Annotated in this window: 10 protein-coding genes and 1 CRISPR repeat array; of the genes, 3 read left to right on the top strand and 7 right to left on the bottom strand. The window is 58.6% G+C overall.

The features are described from left to right. From KCG44_RS11895 to KCG44_RS11885, 3 genes are all read left to right on the top strand, one after another. On the top strand, positions 1 to 1,359 hold the full coding sequence (locus KCG44_RS11895; protein ID WP_218446339.1) for a sodium-dependent transporter: 1,359 nt from the start codon (positions 1 to 3) through the stop codon (positions 1,357 to 1,359). Positions 1,360 to 1,581: 222 nt separating this feature from the next. Continuing rightward, on the top strand, positions 1,582 to 3,873 hold the full coding sequence (locus KCG44_RS11890; protein ID WP_218446338.1) for a TonB-dependent receptor: 2,292 nt from the start codon (positions 1,582 to 1,584) through the stop codon (positions 3,871 to 3,873). 89 nt (positions 3,874 to 3,962) lie between these two features. Next, entirely contained in the window at positions 3,963 to 6,080 is a 2,118-nt protein-coding gene (locus KCG44_RS11885) for a DUF885 family protein (RefSeq protein WP_255536567.1), read from the top strand. A 32-nt stretch (positions 6,081 to 6,112) separates the two neighbouring features. Here KCG44_RS11885 and KCG44_RS11880 read toward each other — a convergent pair whose 3' ends face one another. From KCG44_RS11880 to cas9, 7 genes are all read right to left on the bottom strand, one after another. After that, on the bottom strand, positions 6,113 to 7,930 hold the full coding sequence (locus KCG44_RS11880) for a DUF885 domain-containing protein (RefSeq protein WP_218446336.1): 1,818 nt from the start codon (positions 7,928 to 7,930) through the stop codon (positions 6,113 to 6,115). Between the two features lie 80 nt (positions 7,931 to 8,010). Continuing rightward, positions 8,011 to 8,418, bottom strand: coding sequence for a RidA family protein (locus KCG44_RS11875; protein ID WP_218446335.1), 408 nt, complete (start codon positions 8,416 to 8,418; stop codon positions 8,011 to 8,013). Between the two features lie 21 nt (positions 8,419 to 8,439). After that, complete coding sequence (locus KCG44_RS11870; RefSeq protein ID WP_218446334.1) at positions 8,440 to 10,626, bottom strand: S9 family peptidase; 2,187 nt, start codon at positions 10,624 to 10,626, stop codon at positions 8,440 to 8,442. After that, on the bottom strand, positions 10,623 to 11,117 hold the full coding sequence (locus tag KCG44_RS11865) for a VOC family protein (protein WP_218446333.1): 495 nt from the start codon (positions 11,115 to 11,117) through the stop codon (positions 10,623 to 10,625). Before KCG44_RS11865 ends, KCG44_RS11870 begins: the two co-directional genes overlap by 4 nt. A gap of 168 nt (positions 11,118 to 11,285) precedes the next feature. Beyond that, positions 11,286 to 12,637: direct repeats of the CRISPR family, unit length 36 nt; unit sequence GCTGCGGTTGGACCGCGATCTCATGAATTGCTAAGC. Between the two features lie 72 nt (positions 12,638 to 12,709). After that, on the bottom strand, positions 12,710 to 13,015 hold the full coding sequence (gene cas2, locus KCG44_RS11860) for a CRISPR-associated endonuclease Cas2 (RefSeq protein ID WP_218446332.1): 306 nt from the start codon (positions 13,013 to 13,015) through the stop codon (positions 12,710 to 12,712). A gap of 67 nt (positions 13,016 to 13,082) precedes the next feature. Then, complete coding sequence (gene cas1, locus KCG44_RS11855) at positions 13,083 to 14,003, bottom strand: type II CRISPR-associated endonuclease Cas1 (protein ID WP_218446331.1); 921 nt, start codon at positions 14,001 to 14,003, stop codon at positions 13,083 to 13,085. A gap of 87 nt (positions 14,004 to 14,090) precedes the next feature. Beyond that, a complete protein-coding gene (gene cas9, locus KCG44_RS11850) occupies positions 14,091 to 17,369 on the bottom strand; it encodes a type II CRISPR RNA-guided endonuclease Cas9 (RefSeq protein ID WP_218446330.1) in 3,279 nt (1,092 codons plus the stop codon). Between the last annotated feature and the right edge of the window lie 1,399 nt (positions 17,370 to 18,768).

Raw genomic sequence — 18,768 nt, 5'->3', positions numbered from 1 at the left:
TTGCAAAACCGGAAATGGACGTCCAACGCCTATTTTCTTGCCGCCGCCATCGGGAGCGCCGTTGGCCTCTCAAACATCTGGAAATTCACTTATGTCGCGGGCGACAATGGGGGCGGCGCCTTTGTCCTCATTTACGTTCTGGCCCTGTTTTGCATCGCCCTTCCCGCGCTGATCGCGGAGTTCCTGATCGGCCGGAGAGGCGGCGCGGGCGTGATAAGGACCATGCGGAACCTCTCCGCCGGTGATGGCATTTCACCTCGCTGGCGGGCGTATGGCTGGCTTGCGATCTCTGCGGTGTTCATTGCGCTCAGCTTCTATTCGGTCGTGGCGGGATGGACATTGGACTATTTCCTCACATCGCTTTTTTCCCCGCGCGATTTCGTGTCTGAAACAACCGCCGCAGAAGATCTGGGAACGCTGCTTGCGTCGCCGGGTCGCATGATGGTTGGCCAGGCCATGTTTCTTCTCCTGACTGCCGGTACGGTTGCGCTTGGCATTAAGGGAGGGCTTGAAAAAATGCTCGGCTGGATGATGCCGGGGCTATTCATCCTGCTGATCCTGCTTGTCATTTACGCTGTCTTCTACGGCGACATGGCCCAGGCGCTCCGCTTTATGTTCTTCTCGGATTTTTCGGCACTGACACCGAAGATCGTGCTGATGGCTTTCGGCCAGGCGTTTTTCTCTCTTGGTGTGGGGGCAGGCGTATTGATGACGATCGCCTCCTACATGGATAAGGAAACGCCGCTGGTTCGATCGGCGATCGTGGTGGCGGTCGCGGACGGCACCGTCGCCATCGTCGCCGGTCTTGCCATTTTCCCTATCGTGTTCGCAAACGGGCTGTCGCCGACCGAAGGTCCTGGCTTGATCTTCGCGACGTTGCCGGTCGCTTTTGGTCAAATGCCGGGGGGCGCCTTTATCGGCCCACTTTTTTACCTGCTCCTTGCCTTTGCCGCGCTCACCTCTTCGATAACCCTGCTTGATGCCGTGGTCTCCAGCATCGAAGACATCACCAGATATTCCCGCGCCGCGCTGACATGGGTGATTGCGTCGATGATTTTCCTCCTCGGCCTGGCGACGGTGTTCTCGTTCAATATCTGGGCCGATGTTCGGCTGCTGGCGGCTGTGCCGGCTTTTTCGGAGAAAACCATTTTCGACCTGCTCGATTATCTCGTGTCGAACATTATGCTTCCGGTCGGCGGTATCAGTGTTGCCCTTCTGGCCGGTTGGGGCCTGTCAAGATCGAGCCTGCTTGATGAACTCGCAACGGGCGACACTTTACTGTTTCAGTGCTGGTTATGGCTCGTACGGCTCGTGGTGCCGGTTACAATCGGTGCGGTGTTCCTGCTCAATCTGGCTTGATGAGCCCGCAGCCATCGGCGTGCCGCAAGTAAATTACGCCGCGATGCACTGGGCGCAACGAATGCCGACACACGCTGTTATTGAAACAACATGCCGATCTCGTCGAATTATAGAAGGTCGAGTTCCGGTATCGAGGGGGCCGGCAAGGTTTAATCCGCGACATGGCGCTTTCGGCTCATATGTCACGGTCGCTGATAATCGAACACCTATGGGGAAAGAACTATGAGATTCGCCAAAGCGAGAAATGGCAAAGCCATTTACACCGGGCTCCTGTCTGCAAGCGTCATCGCGCTATCCACCAGCGCAGCCGCGCAGGAGCAGGTTGAGGGTTCGCCTGGCCAGAATCAGACCGATGACGCGGCCGACGATGGCGGCATCGCCGAAATCGTTGTCACAGCCCAACGGCGCGAGCAGAAGCTACAGGATGTTCCGATCAGTATCTCGGCCTTTAATGAAGATACGATCGAGAAGAACATGTTCGACGACGTGGGGGACTACATCTCGCAGACCCCCAATGCGAGCTTCATCTCAAATGGCGCCCGTTCCCGCCGGGAACTCAGCATTCGCGGTGTGACCAACTTCCTGGCGGTGGATTCGGCGCTGCGCACATCGACCTTCGGCTTCTATGTCGACGGATTTAGCGTTTCGGGCAGCAGTGTGAACCCGCCGATCATGGATATCGAACGGGTGGAAATTCTCAGAGGCCCGCAAGCGACTTACTTTGGCAGGAACGCGGTCGGCGGCGGCATCAGCATTACATCAAATCGTCCCGATAATGATTTTTCCGGGTCGCTGATGGCGGATTACAGCCGCTTCGACACCGTCGATCTCGAAGCTGTCGTCAACATTCCCATCGTGACCGACGTTCTTGCGGCGCGCTTCAACGCCAAATACTTCAAAACCGACGGCAATATCAAAAACATCAACCCGATTGGCGGCGGCAATGAAGCGACCTACAAATATTTGAAAGGCTCGCTTCGGTTTACCCCCACTGACAGGCTGACGATCGACGTGATCGGCAGTTACGTTGATGAAGAGAGCGGCATGCGGTCCGGGGTTCCCTCCGGTGTGTTCTCGACCTTCGCGGGCGATGTTCTTTATGCAAGCTTCCCGGACCGGGATGGCGATGGTCGGGCCGATCCCGATCCCGACGGTGTCGGTTTTTATCCGGAAAACCGCAACCGGACCAATTTCAACAGCCCGCAATCGGTCGGCACCGAATTTAAATATGTCGTTGCCAACGCCGAATATGAATTTGACGATCTGCTGCTGACAAGCATCACGGGATATCTGGAATCCGACTTTTTCCTCGCAGGCGATATCGACGGCGGGAGCGGCGATTATTTCAACGAATTCCGCGAAACGCCGCGCAGTAGCTTCAGTCAGGAATTGCGGGTGCAGAACACCGGCAGCGGCCCGTTCCTGTGGAATATCGGCGTGCTGTACGCGCTCGATAAAGGAACGTCGGAAAACAACACTTTTGTAGGTGCGGCTATGCCGTTCGGTCTGCCCGACGGCTTTCTGATCGACCAGAGCCTGTCAGAGGGACGCTCTGAGAATTTCGCGGTTTTCGGACAGGTGGACTGGGAAATCTATGACCGCCTTACGCTCTCATTCGGTGGCCGGTACAGCATCGAGAAGATCAAGCAGGACGAGACCGGCTTTTCCGGTGTCACCGTCACGGTCGCCTCGATTGACGAGACGTTCAAGGATTTCTCGCCGCGCTTCGCCATTGGCTATGACGTCAATGAGTCCACGCGCATCTACGGAACGGTTTCGAAAGGCTTCAAATCAGGGGGCGTTCAGGTCAGTCCCTTCCCTGGTGCGGAAGCCTATGATCCGGAAACGATCTGGAATTACGAGCTGGGGATAAAAGCCGATGCCTTCGACCGGCGGTTGCGGTTCAATGCGGCGGTTTTCTACATGGACTGGAAAGACCTGCAGACCACGTTTCAACAGGCAGGCACCGATCCGGATGGCAATCTGATCCTGTTCGGCGGTATCGAGAATGCGGAAAAAGCGGTTTCCAAGGGCATCGAACTTTCCGCCAATGCGCTGGTGACCGACGGCCTGACCGTGAATGCGAGCGTCGGCTATCTGGATGCCAAGTACAAAACCTTCGTCTCCTTCATCGATGGTGAGAACCGCGTGCTCGACGGGCGGACCATCCCCAACTCACCCAAATGGACGCTGGCGGCGGACGTCGAATATGCGTTCGATGTGAATGACGACATGGAGGCCTATGTTCGCGGCGAATGGAATTATCGCGACAGCATTCGCTCAAGCAATTCCGCGCTGATACGGACCGGTTTCCCGTGGGAGGTGCCCGCCTGGGACGTTTTCAACATGCGCGCGGGGATTGAGACCGGGCGGTATACCTTCTCCGTCTATGCGGAAAACCTGTTCGACAGCAATTACTATACGAACGCTTACCAGAAGGCGTTTACCGGCGGCCTGCATATCGAACCGTCCTTCCGGAACTACGGTGCCAGGCTGAAGGTCAAGTTCAATTGACCGCCTGACGCTGGTCATCAGGGGGCTCCGCGAACGGCAGATCGTCAATCCTCGCCTGCGCGGAGCCCGAACTTCAGGAGTGAGCCGTGATGCGCATGAGTGGACCGAACAGGCTGTATCTGCTGCCCGTTTTCGCGGCAATGTTTCTGCTGCTGACGGGTTTCGCGGACAAATCGTCATTCGATGCGACCGTCGATCGCTATATCGAAGAATGGACCGAATTCTATCCAAGCCGCGCTTATAGCGAAGGGCATCAACCCTCCGCCGCCCGGTTCGAGGACTTCGCGAAACCTCGTATCGATGAATGGGTCGCGTATAACCGTCAGGTCGCGGGCGGACTGACCGCCGACGATATCGCCGCGCTTCCGTTCTCCAAGCAGATCGATGCCCGCGTGCTCATGCGCCAGATTCGATCCGAAATCGAACAGTGGGAACAGGACCGGATTCTGAGCGACCAGCCGCTATGGTATGCCGAAACCATCTCTCAGGCGCTGACGCATTTGCTGGTGCGTGACGATCTTTCGGATGCGGAAAAACGCGCGGCGATGCGCGCCCGACTGGCCGGCGTCCGCGCTCTTGCGCAGCTAGGGTCACGCAACCTGACCGCAGGCAATCAGGATAAAACGGCGGATGCCATCAGCATCCTCAGGCAAACAGCCGGTTTTTATGAAAGCCGTTTACCCGCGATCATTTCCAGCTGGGGTTCGAACACGGAAACCGGGCTTGGCGGCGCCGTCAGCGCCATACGAAGTCTGGCCGATCATATCGAAGCGCGGGTGTTGCCGCACGCCTCCGTGCCGCACAGCTATGGGCCGGAAGCCTATCGCCGCAAGCTGGAAATATATACCGACGGAACGATCAAGTCTGCGGAGCTGGCGCAAATCGCGCGGGCGGAAATTCGCCTTGTGCGCCGGATGATGATCGATGTGTCCCGGGAATGGTGGCAGGATACCCATGGCGGCGCGGTGCCAGCCGATCCTGAACTGCTCGGTCGCGCGATTGCGGCGATGGAGGACGACCGCGTCCAGAACGGCGCTGAATTGCTGAAGAGCTTTACCGAACTGACCGCCAAAGCCGAGACCTTCATTCGGGAGAACGACCTGGCGACCCTTCCCGACCCGCGAACCCTGTTCATCGCGCTTTCGCCGGAACATTTCTCAGGAGCTGCCGTTGGCGGCGTCTACCCGACCGGCCCCTTCAGTCCGCAGGCGGATACACTGTTCTACCTGCCCTATGTGCCCGACGATGCTCCGGCCGAGCGCAAGGCGGGCTTCTATCGTTCGTTCAACGATCACTTCAACACGATGATCATCTCTCATGAGATGTTCCCCGGCCATTACATGCAATATAAGACGGCAGTCCTCTATGCGCCGCCGGTGCGCACCCTGTTCGCCAACCAGACTTATGTCGAGGGTTGGGGCACGTTCACTGAAGAGCTGATGCTGGATGCCGGCTGGGCGGATGGCAACCGCCTCACGCGCCTGGCGCATCTGCGCAAACGCCTCGAAAACGCCACCCGCGCCTATACCAGCGTGATGGTCCATAGCGAAGGCTGGAGCGAGCGGCAGCTTACCGATTTTGCGACAACGGAGGGACTGCTGGCCCCGCAGTTCGCCACCAATCTGTGGCACCGCGTCGTTCGCGACCCGCTTCAATTGACCACCTACTTTCTGGGGTATCGGGCGTTTGGCGAATTATGGGCGGCGGAGCAGGCGAGGCTGGGGGACAGGTTCAGCACGCGCGATTTCGTCGATGGCGTGTTACGCGCCGGGCCGGTGCCAGTCGACGCTATGCCAGCGGTGCTGGCCGACAGCCGGAAGACTGTCCTGACCGGCATGTTCGAATGGTGGAACGCCGAATTTGCGAGCGACAGACCCTTCACTCAGGAGGGCTTTGGCCAGTATTTCACGGACGATATCGTGTTCGAGATAAATGGCCGCCGTTCACCGGCCGGGCTCAAATCGCTCACCGAACGCTTCAACGCCATCAAAGACGAGTATCATTCGATAGAAATCGTTCTGCCGATGCGCGAGGAGTTCGTCTCCGGTGACAGGATCTTCACCTATCATGTCAATCGCGGGAAGAAGGACTCCGCCGATCCGCCGGGCGGCTATACGCACGTGATGGGCTATGCCGAAATCAAGGACGGCAAGATCGACCTGATCAACTTTTTCCACTTCGATGAAGATGGGCAACCCACCGAATAGCATGCCCGCACTTTGCGGATAATGCCTTGGGATTACTGGGCCTCGCTGCCGTCCAGCTGCTGCTCGACCCAGTGATCCACCCAGCCTTCCATCGCCCATAGCGGCACATAGCCATTTTCCAGTACCGCCTGATGATAACCGCGAATATCGAAACGGTCGCCCAGTCTGGCACGTGCGTCTTCGCGCTTTTCCTGAATGCGGATCATCCCGACCTTGAAGCTGGTGGCCTGGCCGGGAACCGCGAGATAGCGATCGACCGCGCGGATGTTCGCCTCTCGCGCGCTGGGCGTATTCGCCTCAAGATAGGCAATCGCCTGCTCGGGTGTCCATCTTTTGTAATGCAGACCGCTGTCGACCACCAGGCGCGTCGCCCGCCATAGCTCCGCCGACAGGCGTCCGAAGTCCGAATAAGGGCTTTGATACCCACCCAGCTCCTTCGCCAGGGCCTCTGCATAGAGCGCCCAGCCTTCGACATAGGCACTGTTCGAATACCATAGGCTCAGCTTGCGCAGCTCCGGCATTTCACTGTCGGCCAGGATCGTCGATATCTGCATATGATGGCCCGGCAGGCCTTCGTGATAGATCAGCGCTTCCCGGTCATGCAGTGCCATACCGCCCATATCATCGAGCTTCAGGAAAACCCGTCCGGGTCTGCTGCCATCGGCCGTGCCTTCTTCATAGAGCGCGCCAGCCGATGATTTTTCGCGATATGGCTCAAATCGCCTGACCTCCAGGTCAATCGGCGGCGCGGCGTAAAAGGCCCGCGTGATATTGGCCTTCATGCGCGCAAGATCGGCGCGCGCCGTCGCCAGATAGGCCAGACGCCCCTCCTCCGTATCGGGCAGATAATATCGCGGATCGGTTTGCAAATGTGCGAAGAACGCCTGCAGATCGCCATCGAACCCGACCTGGGTGCGAATGGCGTCCATCTCCGTGTGAATGCGCTTCACTTCGCGCAAACCCAGCTCATGAATCTCAGCCGGCGTGAGGTCCGTGGTGGTGAACTGCCGGACCAGGAAGGCGTAATATTCATCGCCATCGGCAAGCTGCCAGACCCCGCCATCGACCGGCGAGGCACGCTGCTCCCGCTCCAGCTGCGCGATCAGGCGCTCATATCCCGGCCTGAAACTGGCTTTCAACGCTGCGGAGGCCCGGTGCAGAAGGGCGTCCCGTTCATCCTCGGTCACATCCAGCGCCGCGACCTTCTCCCTGAAATCCGCCCATATCAGATTGTCGCCATCGGCATCGAACGGAGCGCCCGTAACAAGCGCCCGCGCGCCCTCAAGCAGGCGCGGATAGACCGTGCGCGGCCCGTACAGGCCGCGCGACGTACGCGCCTCCATATGCTGAACGAAATCACCCAGTAGAGGCCCGACCGCTTCCAATCGCGCAATATAGGCCTCGGCATCGACTTTATCCGCGACCGGGTGTTGCTTGGTGAGGGTGCCCGGGATGCTCAAATGCAGGCCGACGATCTGGTTCAGCGGATAATGGTGGTAGCGCCACCGGTCGCGCTCCAGACGGAGCTGCAGCTCATCTTCCAGCACGCGGTAATGTAACAGCGCGCGCGGACTGAGCCGTTCGGGATCGAATTGCGCCCTCAGCGCGGCAAGCTCGCGCCGTGTTCGCTCGGCCTTGCGGTCCAGCGCGTCGCCGGACATATCGTCCCAGCGGTCGCTGTCGCGGTCCAGCCCGAGGCTTGCCGAAAGCATCGGGCTTTCCGCGATATCGTTCTCATAGATCGTACCGAGCAGCGCGTATAATTCCTGGTCCTCCGCAGCCGCGGGCACCGCCGCGAGCGATGCTGTCATGGTGATGCCGATCATCAGGATATTGCCGGGGAGCTTCATGGGGTCTCTTTCGGAAAAAGGCGGCGAAACAAGGGTTCGCCGGTACAGGGACTTGACAGGGGCGGCGGCTACCCGCCGATTCAGCCGGGCAGTGCGGCGGTCGCTTCCACCTCGATCAGGAATTCCGGCATGGCCAGGCTGTGAACGCCGATCCAGGTGTTCGGCGCCGGTGTGATATCGCCGTAGAATTCGCCCAGCGCCATGCCCACCGGCTCGAGATATTCGGGCTTATGCTGCACGACATAGGTTCTGATACGGACGAGATCCTCAATACCCGCGCCGGCAGCCGTCAGTACCGTTTTCAGGTTTGCCAGCGCCTGACGGGCCTGGGCCGCTATATCGCCCTCCCCCACCAGATTGCCGGCCCTGTCCCAGGCCACCTGACCCGCGCAGTGGATGGTGAGCTGCCGGTCCGTCCGGCACGCATGGGAAAACCCGAATGCCAGGCTGTCGTACATATGATCGGGGTTCACGGCATCGTGGATCACGGGCGGTCTCCTTGCGGGCGGTTAAAGATGGTCGTCAAAATAGGCGCTGATCCGGGTATAGACATGCTGCTGCACATCGCTCAGGCCATGATGCTGACCGGGATAGATCATCATATCGAATTGCTTGTCCGCCCGGATCAGGGCGTCGGCGAATTGCAGCGTGAAACCATATTTTACATTCTCGTCGGCGGTGCCGTGGATCAGCAGGAGCTTACCCTCCAGCCGGTCGGCGAAATTGATCAGGTTGGTTTGGTAATAGCCTGCCGGATTCTCATCGAGCTGGCCCATCCACCGTTCAACCCCAACCGATTGATAGCGCGACAGGTCGATCACCGGGGCTACGCTCACGCCGACCTTGAAATGCGGTGCGCCCTTGGTCATCAGCGCGTTGGCAAGATAGGCGCCGCCGCTCCAGCCCCAGAAGCCGAGACGTTCGCCATCGACATAAGGCAGGGATTTGAGATAGCGGGCGGCCTCCAGCTGATCGTTCACCGCATATTTGGCATAATGGCCATAGGTGAGATTCTTCGCCGCCTTGCCGCGCCCCGCGGTCGTACGGTTGTCGACGCTGAAGACGATATATCCCCGCTGCGCCATATATTTGTGCCACAGCAGCCGCGATGGCCCGCGCCAATTGCCCCAGCGATTGGTCACCACCTGCGAACCGGCATTCCCATAGCCATAGGCGATGACCGGGTATGTCTTTCGTTCGTCGAAATGGCTCGGCCTGATCATCATCGCATTCAGGCGGATACCGTCCGACGTCTCGATCTCGAGGAATTCGGGCTGCGGAAGCGCATATTCGGCGAGCTTTTCCGTCATCCCGCCGTCGAGAAGCGCGAGGTGCGTCCCATCTGTGCGCATGAGCGAGATCGTCGTCGGCGTTCGGATGTCCGAAAATCTGGCGATCGCAAGGTCGCCGTCTGGCGATACCTGCCATTCATGCCAGCCGGGTGGCCCGGATATTTTTTCAAGGCCGCTGCCATCGAGTTTCACACGGTAGACGTGCTGGTTTATGAAGCCGTCTTTCTTGGCGTAGAAATAGAGCCACCCGCGGGCTTCATCGACCGAGATAAGGGAGGAAATTTCCCAGTCCCCTTCGGTCAGCTGCCACTTCTCACCGGACTCATCGAACAGATAGGCGTGGCGATAGCCGCTTTCTTCCGATGTCCACACGAACCCCTGACGGCTCGACAGGGCCAGCAGATCGTCGGTGATATCGATCCATGCCCTGTCGGTTTCCCGGTGAATCGCGCGACTGGCCCCCGAGCGGCTGTCGGCCAGCAGCAGGTCGAGGGTCTTGTGATCCCGGCTCAGACGCTGGATAATCAAATTCCTGGAATCGCCCGACCAGGTGATGCGCGGGATGTAATCATCCGGATTGTCGCCTGTATCGACCCATGTGGTGCGGCCGGCCCGCAAATCGTAAACGCCAATTTTAATGCGCGCGTGCCGCTCCCCCGTATTGGGATATTTCAAGGCGTTGACGCTGTTATATTTGCCCAGCTCGTCGACGATATGGAAGGTTTTGACATCGCTCGCATCAAGGCGCCAGAATGCGATCCTGCTGCCGTCCGGGGACCAGTGCCAGGCCCGCCACGGTCCGAATTCGGTACTGCCATAATCGAATATCCCATTGAAGATATTCGCGTCGCCATCGGATGTGACCGCTTGCGGACGCAGGTCTCGAAGGTCGGCGACATATAGATTATTATTACGGACATAGCCGACATGGTCGCCGCCAGGGGACAGCTCGGCATATCGGGTCGGCTCGTTTTCACCCACCAGAGGCCGCAATGCGCGCGATTGTATGTCATAAATGTAATGAACCGCCTCCGCGGCTCCATCCCAGGTCCGGACCTCTCCTTCCGAGAGCAGTTTGAAACGGTCGTTCCGCGTACAATCGCGCCAGCCGATATGGAGCGGACGGCCTTTATATGACAGCTGGCCCGCTGCGATGACCGGCTTTGGATCGCCGCCATCGACATCCTGGCTGTGAATGCCGGCAAGTCCGGTCTCCGGATCGCGGGACAGATAGGAGAAACCGGCGCCATCCTCATTCCAGCAGGTCTGCGCGATCGCTGGCCCCTGCGCGAGGTCTCCTGCGAAAATGGCGTCGAGCGAGAGCGGGGTTTTGGCCTGCGTACCGGCGGCGCCAAGCAGCAGAAGGCCTGTCAGGACCCAGATCTGCGCGGCGCGCGCCCTCATAGATATTCGACCAATTCCAGCTGATGGCCAAACGGATCAAGAATATACCAGGAAAGCGATGGATCGCCGGGACCGTCTTCTGACCGGATCGGCCCGGCCATGGCCCTGCACCCATGTTTCACCATATAACCGACCGTCGCTTCGACGTCTTCGACTTCCAGGCAAAGATGGCGGCTGCCAACATCGCAGTTGCGCGGCGGCTCGGTTCGCGCATTGTCCGGTTTGGCATAGGCGAACAGCTCCATACGAAGATTGTCGGCAAGTTCCACCATCGCGATCTCAAGGCGTGCACCCGGAACATTCACATGCGCATCCGTCCAGTCCCGACCGTCTTCCATGGGCGGGATCTCAGCGGCATCGAACGGCCCCATGCGATAGAGCTGCCGGGCGCCCATGACATCGGTGTAAAATCCGAGCGCCGCTTCAAGGTCCGAAACGGTCAGCGAAACATGATCGACCCGCTTGAAGATCGGGGCCTGGTTTATCGTCATGACACTCTCCACCCGAAGCCGCGCGAAGCAAGAGGGCACCGCCCGCCGCTTGCGCCATTTTCGATCAATGAGAGATGTCCCCTCAAAACGAAATAACACATTTTCAACCTTCTCGTTGCCGAACCCGCAACATCGGCATCGGCATGAGTGAATGGTCGCGCCTGCGCAGCTGCGGTTGGACCGCGATCTCATGAATTGCTAAGCATTCGCTATCCAGAACGCACTCGCTGACGGGCTGCGGTTGGACCGCGATCTCATGAATTGCTAAGCGAATCTCACGTCCTCGAAACAGGACAAGTTGCTGCGGTTGGACCGCGATCTCATGAATTGCTAAGCCTTCCGATGCAGCGCATTCGCCGCCGCGTTGCTGCGGTTGGACCGCGATCTCATGAATTGCTAAGCGGCTCCCGTGCTGTAAGACTTTTCATGGACGCTGCGGTTGGACCGCGATCTCATGAATTGCTAAGCAGAGGATGAAAGAATGTGTTCCAGCGGTCGGCTGCGGTTGGACCGCGATCTCATGAATTGCTAAGCGTCGTATGAACTGTCAACGCAAACAATAAAGCTGCGGTTGGACCGCGATCTCATGAATTGCTAAGCCGACCACGGCGCGCGGTCACCATCCCGTCGGCTGCGGTTGGACCGCGATCTCATGAATTGCTAAGCCGTACTTTGCGTCACACACGAACCAATGACGCTGCGGTTGGACCGCGATCTCATGAATTGCTAAGCAGCGCAGATAATTATTGAAGAGCTCGGCATGCTGCGGTTGGACCGCGATCTCATGAATTGCTAAGCATCGACGACCATTCAGCAGTCAGACTGGCGGCTGCGGTTGGACCGCGATCTCATGAATTGCTAAGCACCGCCGCCCAAAGCTGTTCGCTACCCGTGCTGCGGTTGGACCGCGATCTCATGAATTGCTAAGCGGGTAAAGTGGGGTATGCCCGCTCTGTATAGCTGCGGTTGGACCGCGATCTCATGAATTGCTAAGCCGCCCTCGTCGTCATCCGCTGCCTCTTCCTGCTGCGGTTGGACCGCGATCTCATGAATTGCTAAGCGTCAAGAATATCGGCAACATCTTCAAGCGGCTGCGGTTGGACCGCGATCTCATGAATTGCTAAGCTCTTGGAACGAAGGCGCGCGGATACAAGGAGCTGCGGTTGGACCGCGATCTCATGAATTGCTAAGCAACGTTCGGCACAATCGCCGCCGTAGTGTTGCTGCGGTTGGACCGCGATCTCATGAATTGCTAAGCAGTTGCAAAGCGTAAGGACGAACCGGCCAGCTGCGGTTGGACCGCGATCTCATGAATTGCTAAGCAATATCGCTCGGAGCACGATGCTCGACGCCGCTGCGGTTGGACCGCGATCTCATGAATTGCTAAGCCCTATCTGGCGACGGACGGCGACAATACGGGCTGCGGTTGGACCGCGATCTCATGAATTGCTAAGCTTCATCGCCAACGAGACACACGGCGCCATGCTGCGGTTGGACCGCGATCTCATGAATTGCTAAGCGGATCACCTGCTTGGTAATTGAAAAGGAAAGATTTTCTGTCATTAACAATGGCGGAAAACCAGTCCGCATAGCTAGAATAATGCCAGCTGTCCGGGGCTTTTCTTGCGTCTGAGTCGGCGCTGGGACGAAAATCGGACGATGTTCTCATATTGTCTATCCGTGAATCCCAAGAGGTGAACATCGCCTTCAGGCGGCAATCCCCGTTCGATTCGACCAGACAGCGTTTCGAACTGTTCCTTGCCTGAACAAAAGCGGGCATAAACGGAAAACTGGCTCATTTCGAAGCCTTCGTCTAGCAGGAATTCGCGAAATTTGGTGGCCGCGTGCCGGTTCGGTTTTGTATCGACCGGCAGGTCGAACATACAGATGATCCACATCAGGCGATATCCACTCAATTGGGTTGAATGCGCCGCACCTGTATGGGCGGCGGAATCCGCGCGCGGTTCAGGCACGGCCCAGAGCCGCCAACTGCACAGGTGGCGGCGATGCCGGCAGGTCGAGCTGAGCCGCGTTCCCCATGAAGGCCATGGCCAAAGAGTGGGCGGCGCGGCGAATGGCAACCGCGACTGGACTGACCCCATGCGGTAGATGCAGGTCCTCCGCCAGCAATCCGGCCAAGCGGGCTTTTACCTGGCTATCGACATCCATCATCCCCGACGCCGCCATGTTCCGCACCGCCATATCGACATAGGGTCGGAACGGCTCGATGAGATCATCCGCCAGCGCAAAATCATTGTGGCCCGCACTGTGATGCACGGCAATGGTCGGGTGAAGTCCGCTGGCCACAATGGCCCGGGCACATGCCGCGCGCATGACGGCATAACCGTAATTCAGGAGGGCATTGGTTCCGGGCTTGTCCCGGTCGCGCCGAAATTCCCCGCCCATCAGCCGGGCCCAGTATCGCCGCGCCGCCTGCGCCTCGATATTCTCAGGGTCACCTGTGCGGACGCGCCGCGCCATATGCTCCAGAGCCTCCGGTGAGTGCCCGGCTGCCGCCAGAACGGCGGCCTGCGCACGGATTTTCGCCTGTATCAGCTGTTTCCATAGCCGCTTTTTGAGCGGCAGGGCCGCTGTCAGCTGCGCCCGCATCCGCGCGCCCTGCGCATGATGACCGGACAGGGGCCACAGACAGGCCACGGGCTGGTGATTCCTACCGCAGAGCACACCGAAAACACTACGTTCGGCGAGCGCGGCGATCAGATTCGCCGACAGGGTGGTGCCGTGGCCATGCACGATGAGCGCGCTGATATCATCCAGCGGCACACGACCTACTTCTTCGTGGTCCCGGCTGACCAGCAGAAAGCCGCGGTGCAAGGACAGATGCTGGCCATTATCCGCAATATCGACGACCCGGTCGATGCTCATCTTTTGCGCCTCCCAACGCTATCATGCTGTATTTACGGGATACAGGTTAAGCGGAGGTGTTCGGTCCCGGTAGCGACCAACAGCGTATTATTTTGGCGGTCCTGGATCCCAGACCTGGCCCAGTTCGTCGATACGTATCTGGCGGGCATTTGCCTTTTTAAGACCGCCAGCGGTGGGCGCGTAATATTTGAAAGGATCGTCGGCATCCGCATCGCGTCGCTTCAGGTCGCCCGCTTCCCTGTGTAGCACTAGCGTGATTTGCCCGTTTTGGCCGAATTTGACGACACGGCCAATCACTGTCCCTTCGGAAGGATGGTCAAAGGCGACCATGTCATTTTGATGCAGCTTCAGAACGCGCCGAGCCGCTGGATGAGGGCGCGATTCCTGCCCGCCGACTTCAGGCTGATGCGCGTCATACATGGTGATGATGCTCGACTCTGGCGCGCCATCGCGCGTCTTCCATTTCGTCACCCACTTGCCATCCGGCATTTCCCAAACGTCGTAGCGATAATTCGCATCGCCTTTATAGCCTTTGTAAGCACGACCATCCCGATCGCGGATCTTCACCGTCTTCAGCGGTTCGGTCACGCGCACGTGACGAATACCCCTGTACATGGGATTGCCATGCCTGTCGGTGACACCCGGCGCACCGGTTAGGGCAAAGCCGCGCAACGCCTGCTCCCATGCCCTGCCCTTAAGCCCGCGCGTCGCGGTCCACAGGGCGTTGCGCAGGTCGGGGTCGCGCACCTGCATGATCTTCTTTTCGTTGGTCAGCGACAATAGCGGTACGCGCCGCACGACGATTTCATTGCCCTTCTCGTCCGTCTCCCCGGTCAGGCCATAGGCCGTGTCGTTGTGAAGCTGGCCCGCCGTCTCGTCCCTGCCGATGCGCTGCTGCTGGCGCGTACCGGGATGGCCACGGTCGGGCTTGTGGCTGACCGTGACGCGGTTGACCAGACGCTCCAGATCCTCGCGAAATCCTTTCCACGGCTCCGGCATGCCGGCAAAGATATTATCAAGGCCCTGGTCGTCATTCGCGCCCGCCGCTGTGGCCACGCGCTGCATCAGCGACTGATCCGTGACCGCGGTGACGAAGGCGTCGATCATGTGGTGGCGGTGGTCGAGGCGATTTTTCGCTTTGTTCAGACTGACATCCGCACCGACCATATTGTGATCAGGGAGCAGGCTGTTCAGCCCCCATTGCCGCCGCAGCATTTCCGTCAGCCGTCCCGGAATCACCCGCACTTTCTGGCTGCCCGGACCGGTTTCGGGATAAAGCGCGGCAAGATAATCCTTCGCCAGCCGCGACAGATATTGCGTGTCGGTCAGTTGCCGCGCGAGGAAGCCGCCCTGATCGGCAAAGCGCGACAGCGCGTCAGGCGCGAACCGCCAGCGTTTGTTCGGCGGCAGTTTGGCCGCGCGGCTGGCGATATCCTCCCAGTCCTGTTGCCCGCCAAATGCGTCATAGGGCGTGCGGTTGGATTTCCGGCGGTTTGCCGCCGCCATGCAGACCAGCTGGTTCGCCCCGCTGTCGTCCAACGTTTCGCGGATCGGCAGGATATGATCGATATCGGTTACGCCGGAAAACAGCATTTCAATACCGATGGGCGTCCCCGTATAGATGCAAACCCGCGCCTTTGGATCGGGATGCAGCTCTTCCCACAGTCTGAGGGTCGCACGGTTACGGCCATTATTGGCGACGCCGATTTCTTGCAGCTTTTCCCCGCGCCGGATCGCCTCGTCGCGATTTTTCGCATTGCGGCGGTTCAGCTCCTTCTTGTCATCTTCAGACAGTTTCAGGTCGCGCGCCAGTTCAACGACGATTTCCGCAGGCTTTCCGTGTTTTGCGATGATCGCATTGACGACCCGGCGCAGCTGCCCCATGCCGATGTGCACAGTGGGGTTGGTGATGCGCCCGAACCGCTTTTCGTCACACTCGTCGGGGTCTTGAGAGCCGGGCGGAATGTTGCGCTCCAGAATCTCGCCATAATAAGGCAGGGTCTCGAAAATCTCGCCGGTGCGAAAATCGCTATGGTGGCCAAGGTCGGGACTTAATTCGACAGCCTTGGCTTCCGGAATGACAAAACCGTCGTCCGTCTCCCGCGCCATCAATTCCTTTAAGATCGCCGCCGCCGCGGTTGGTCCGACGCGCCCATATCCTTCCGGAAGCCTGGCCGCCGCGATCTCCCGCGCCTGTTCGTCATCGACATCAAGCTCCGCCATCAACCAGGGCACCAGAACATCCAGTTCTTCCTCGTTAAGCAATCGCTCGACGATCCTCCACTGCCGGTCCAGATCGAATTCGCGCCAGACAGGACCAAGCCGTTTTACCAGTTCATGCTCGATCTCGTCGCCGACCAGCCCCTTGCCGCGCTGTTCTTCGCCCTTGAAGCGCGTGTTCTTCAGGCTTTTCGCCGCCTTTCGCAGTGATCCCCATGTCACCGACTTCTTGGTCGCCGTCGCGGACCGGAACGTGCGCAGGATATTGTCCCGCTCTTCCATGGTCAGCGCGCGGGGCTCTTCCCCGGTCAGTTCGACAGTCAGTTCATTGATCGACTTCACCAGGCGCAAACGCTGGAACAGCGGGTGCGCTTTTGCCATGCGCGGCTCGTCATTATAGGTACAACGGCCCACTTCGGGCGCTTTCAGCGGACGCTGGTAAAAGATCACGTCGTATAGGCGGTCCCGCGCTTCATCGGTCAATATATCAGGATGATGGCGGGCCTGCGCCTCCCACAACGCGGCGAATTCGGCCTCCAGATGCCGCCGCGCAGGATAAAAGGCATAGCCATCCTCATCATCCGCCTTCCTGACCCGTGTCCGCCCGCTGTTCGCATGGCGCATGGCCAGAAACTGCCCAAAGGTCTTCGCACCCGCCTCTGCCATGGCGTCATCCAGCGTCTCATGGCCTTGCGCGACGATGCCCAAATCCTCGTCCGAGCCGCGCTCCGCCTTGCGGTTGGACTTGAACCCACGCCGCTGATTCAGGTGAAACAGCGCCCGGCCCAGAAAGGCGGGCGGTACAGCCTGCGTCAGCGCCTGTGCGCGGATTTCATAGGGGTCGACCAGTTTCAGCGACTGACGCTCGGCCTCGTCCTCAGGCATCAGCCCCAAGCGCACCAGTTCCGCCAGCAGAACCTCCCGCCGCCGCAAATAACGGTCCCGCCGCCGCCGCGCCGCCCGCGCGTTGCGCCGGTCCACCGCCAGCGACGTCCCGGACTTCGCCTCGCGTCCATCGGAATAGATCCGGACGCCGCCGTCAAGAATTGCTGCCGTACGCCCTCTACTGTTCAAACGAACTATGATCCAACCAAGGGAATCAGTACCTAGGTCCAAGCCAAGCCGATATGAGATTTCTTCCTTCATCAAGGCCCCCCAGTAGTTGCTTTCAGCAGCCGATGCCGAGTAGGCTCATTTCGAACCAAGCATAAACATTGTCAATCAAGAAAAGCATCCTTAGTTTATAGGGGATGTTTTTCAAATTTAGCCTTGCAGATGCATTCACTTTTTGTATGCTTGTCCGATCGCCGATGTACGGGTGATCCGTCCTGGGTCCAAACCAGAAACGGATCACCCTCTCTTCCCAAGAGATATCAGAGGCGTAGGCCAAGCTTCCAAACCTTGGCCACAATTTACAACTATCGCACTCTATTTGGAAAGCGTCCTTAGTATGTAGCTGCGAGTAGACCGTGATCTTTTGAATGCTAGCGATAACCGAGTTGTAGCTCAACCGCAATTTTCTATGTTGCACGAAAAGCTATCTTCGTTGTAAACTTACCTATTCATGAGATCGCGGTCTGGTCGCTAGCAAGTAGCTTAGACTGCAACAAATCAGGGCGGGGCCTACGGGCTCCGCCTTTCTCATTGTCAGTTCCGTCGGCGACGCGCCTCGATCCCGGGTCTTTGCTGCCAAATTCCTGTCAGCCTTCCGATTGCCTGTCCAGGACTGAACGACCCGCGAACGGCCCCAAAAATGTTCGATATTCTTCGTCTGTTGATGGACGATTACGGTTGAGCCGCGTTCGGCCCAGCGCCGGAAGCGGTTGTAGAGCGTATCTCCGGCCCATAGACGTACTCGGAATAATCGCCCCAGCGACCGCCGCTCCCTATCCATGGACAATGCCAGAGAGCCCGCGGCGATCATTTCCCCGCGGTATTTCACGAACATCCTGCGACAGGAGCGCTTCGATCCGCGCCCATTGCTCATCCGAAACTCGGAAGAGAGCCGCGGATCATGCCTCCCAATGGCGGTTAGTGAATTATGTTTCGGCGCTGATGGAAATCCCGTTCATGGGTCTGGCCCTGCGCCAGTGGTATCGCCAAGGCTATAGATATTTATAAATAACATTGTGCGGAAATGTGATATCTCACATTTATTTCGTTAACGAAATCATTACCCGCTGAAGTAAATCCGGAAACTATAATCGCTCATCAGCTTGCGCACACCGCCTCGCTTTGAAACTCATCATAGTCTCAGCGGGCTACCGACGATTAAATATTTGTTAAACATATACTTATTCGGTAGACAAACGACAGCCAGGCATGTTTGAATGAATTTACAGAAGAGTAAGTGACGTGCACGTCGGCGCTTGGCATAAACATCTGGGGCAGCGGTTCAACGCCAGCCAGACATTGCATCGCCTGCGTGAGCCGCGCGGAACTGACGCCCTTCTTTCGGTGCGGACAGCGGGAGAATGCGGATGGCGTTACGTTTCGGCCGAAAGCTACAGTCTCCGCTTCTGTTCGCGCTTCTGATGCTTCTCAC

Source organism: Pacificimonas pallii, from assembly GCF_019204005.1.
GTDB classification, from domain to species: domain Bacteria; phylum Pseudomonadota; class Alphaproteobacteria; order Sphingomonadales; family Sphingomonadaceae; genus Pacificimonas; species Pacificimonas pallii.
Note: the sequence above shows the minus strand (reverse complement) of the source record. Positions and strands in the feature narration are given on the sequence as shown.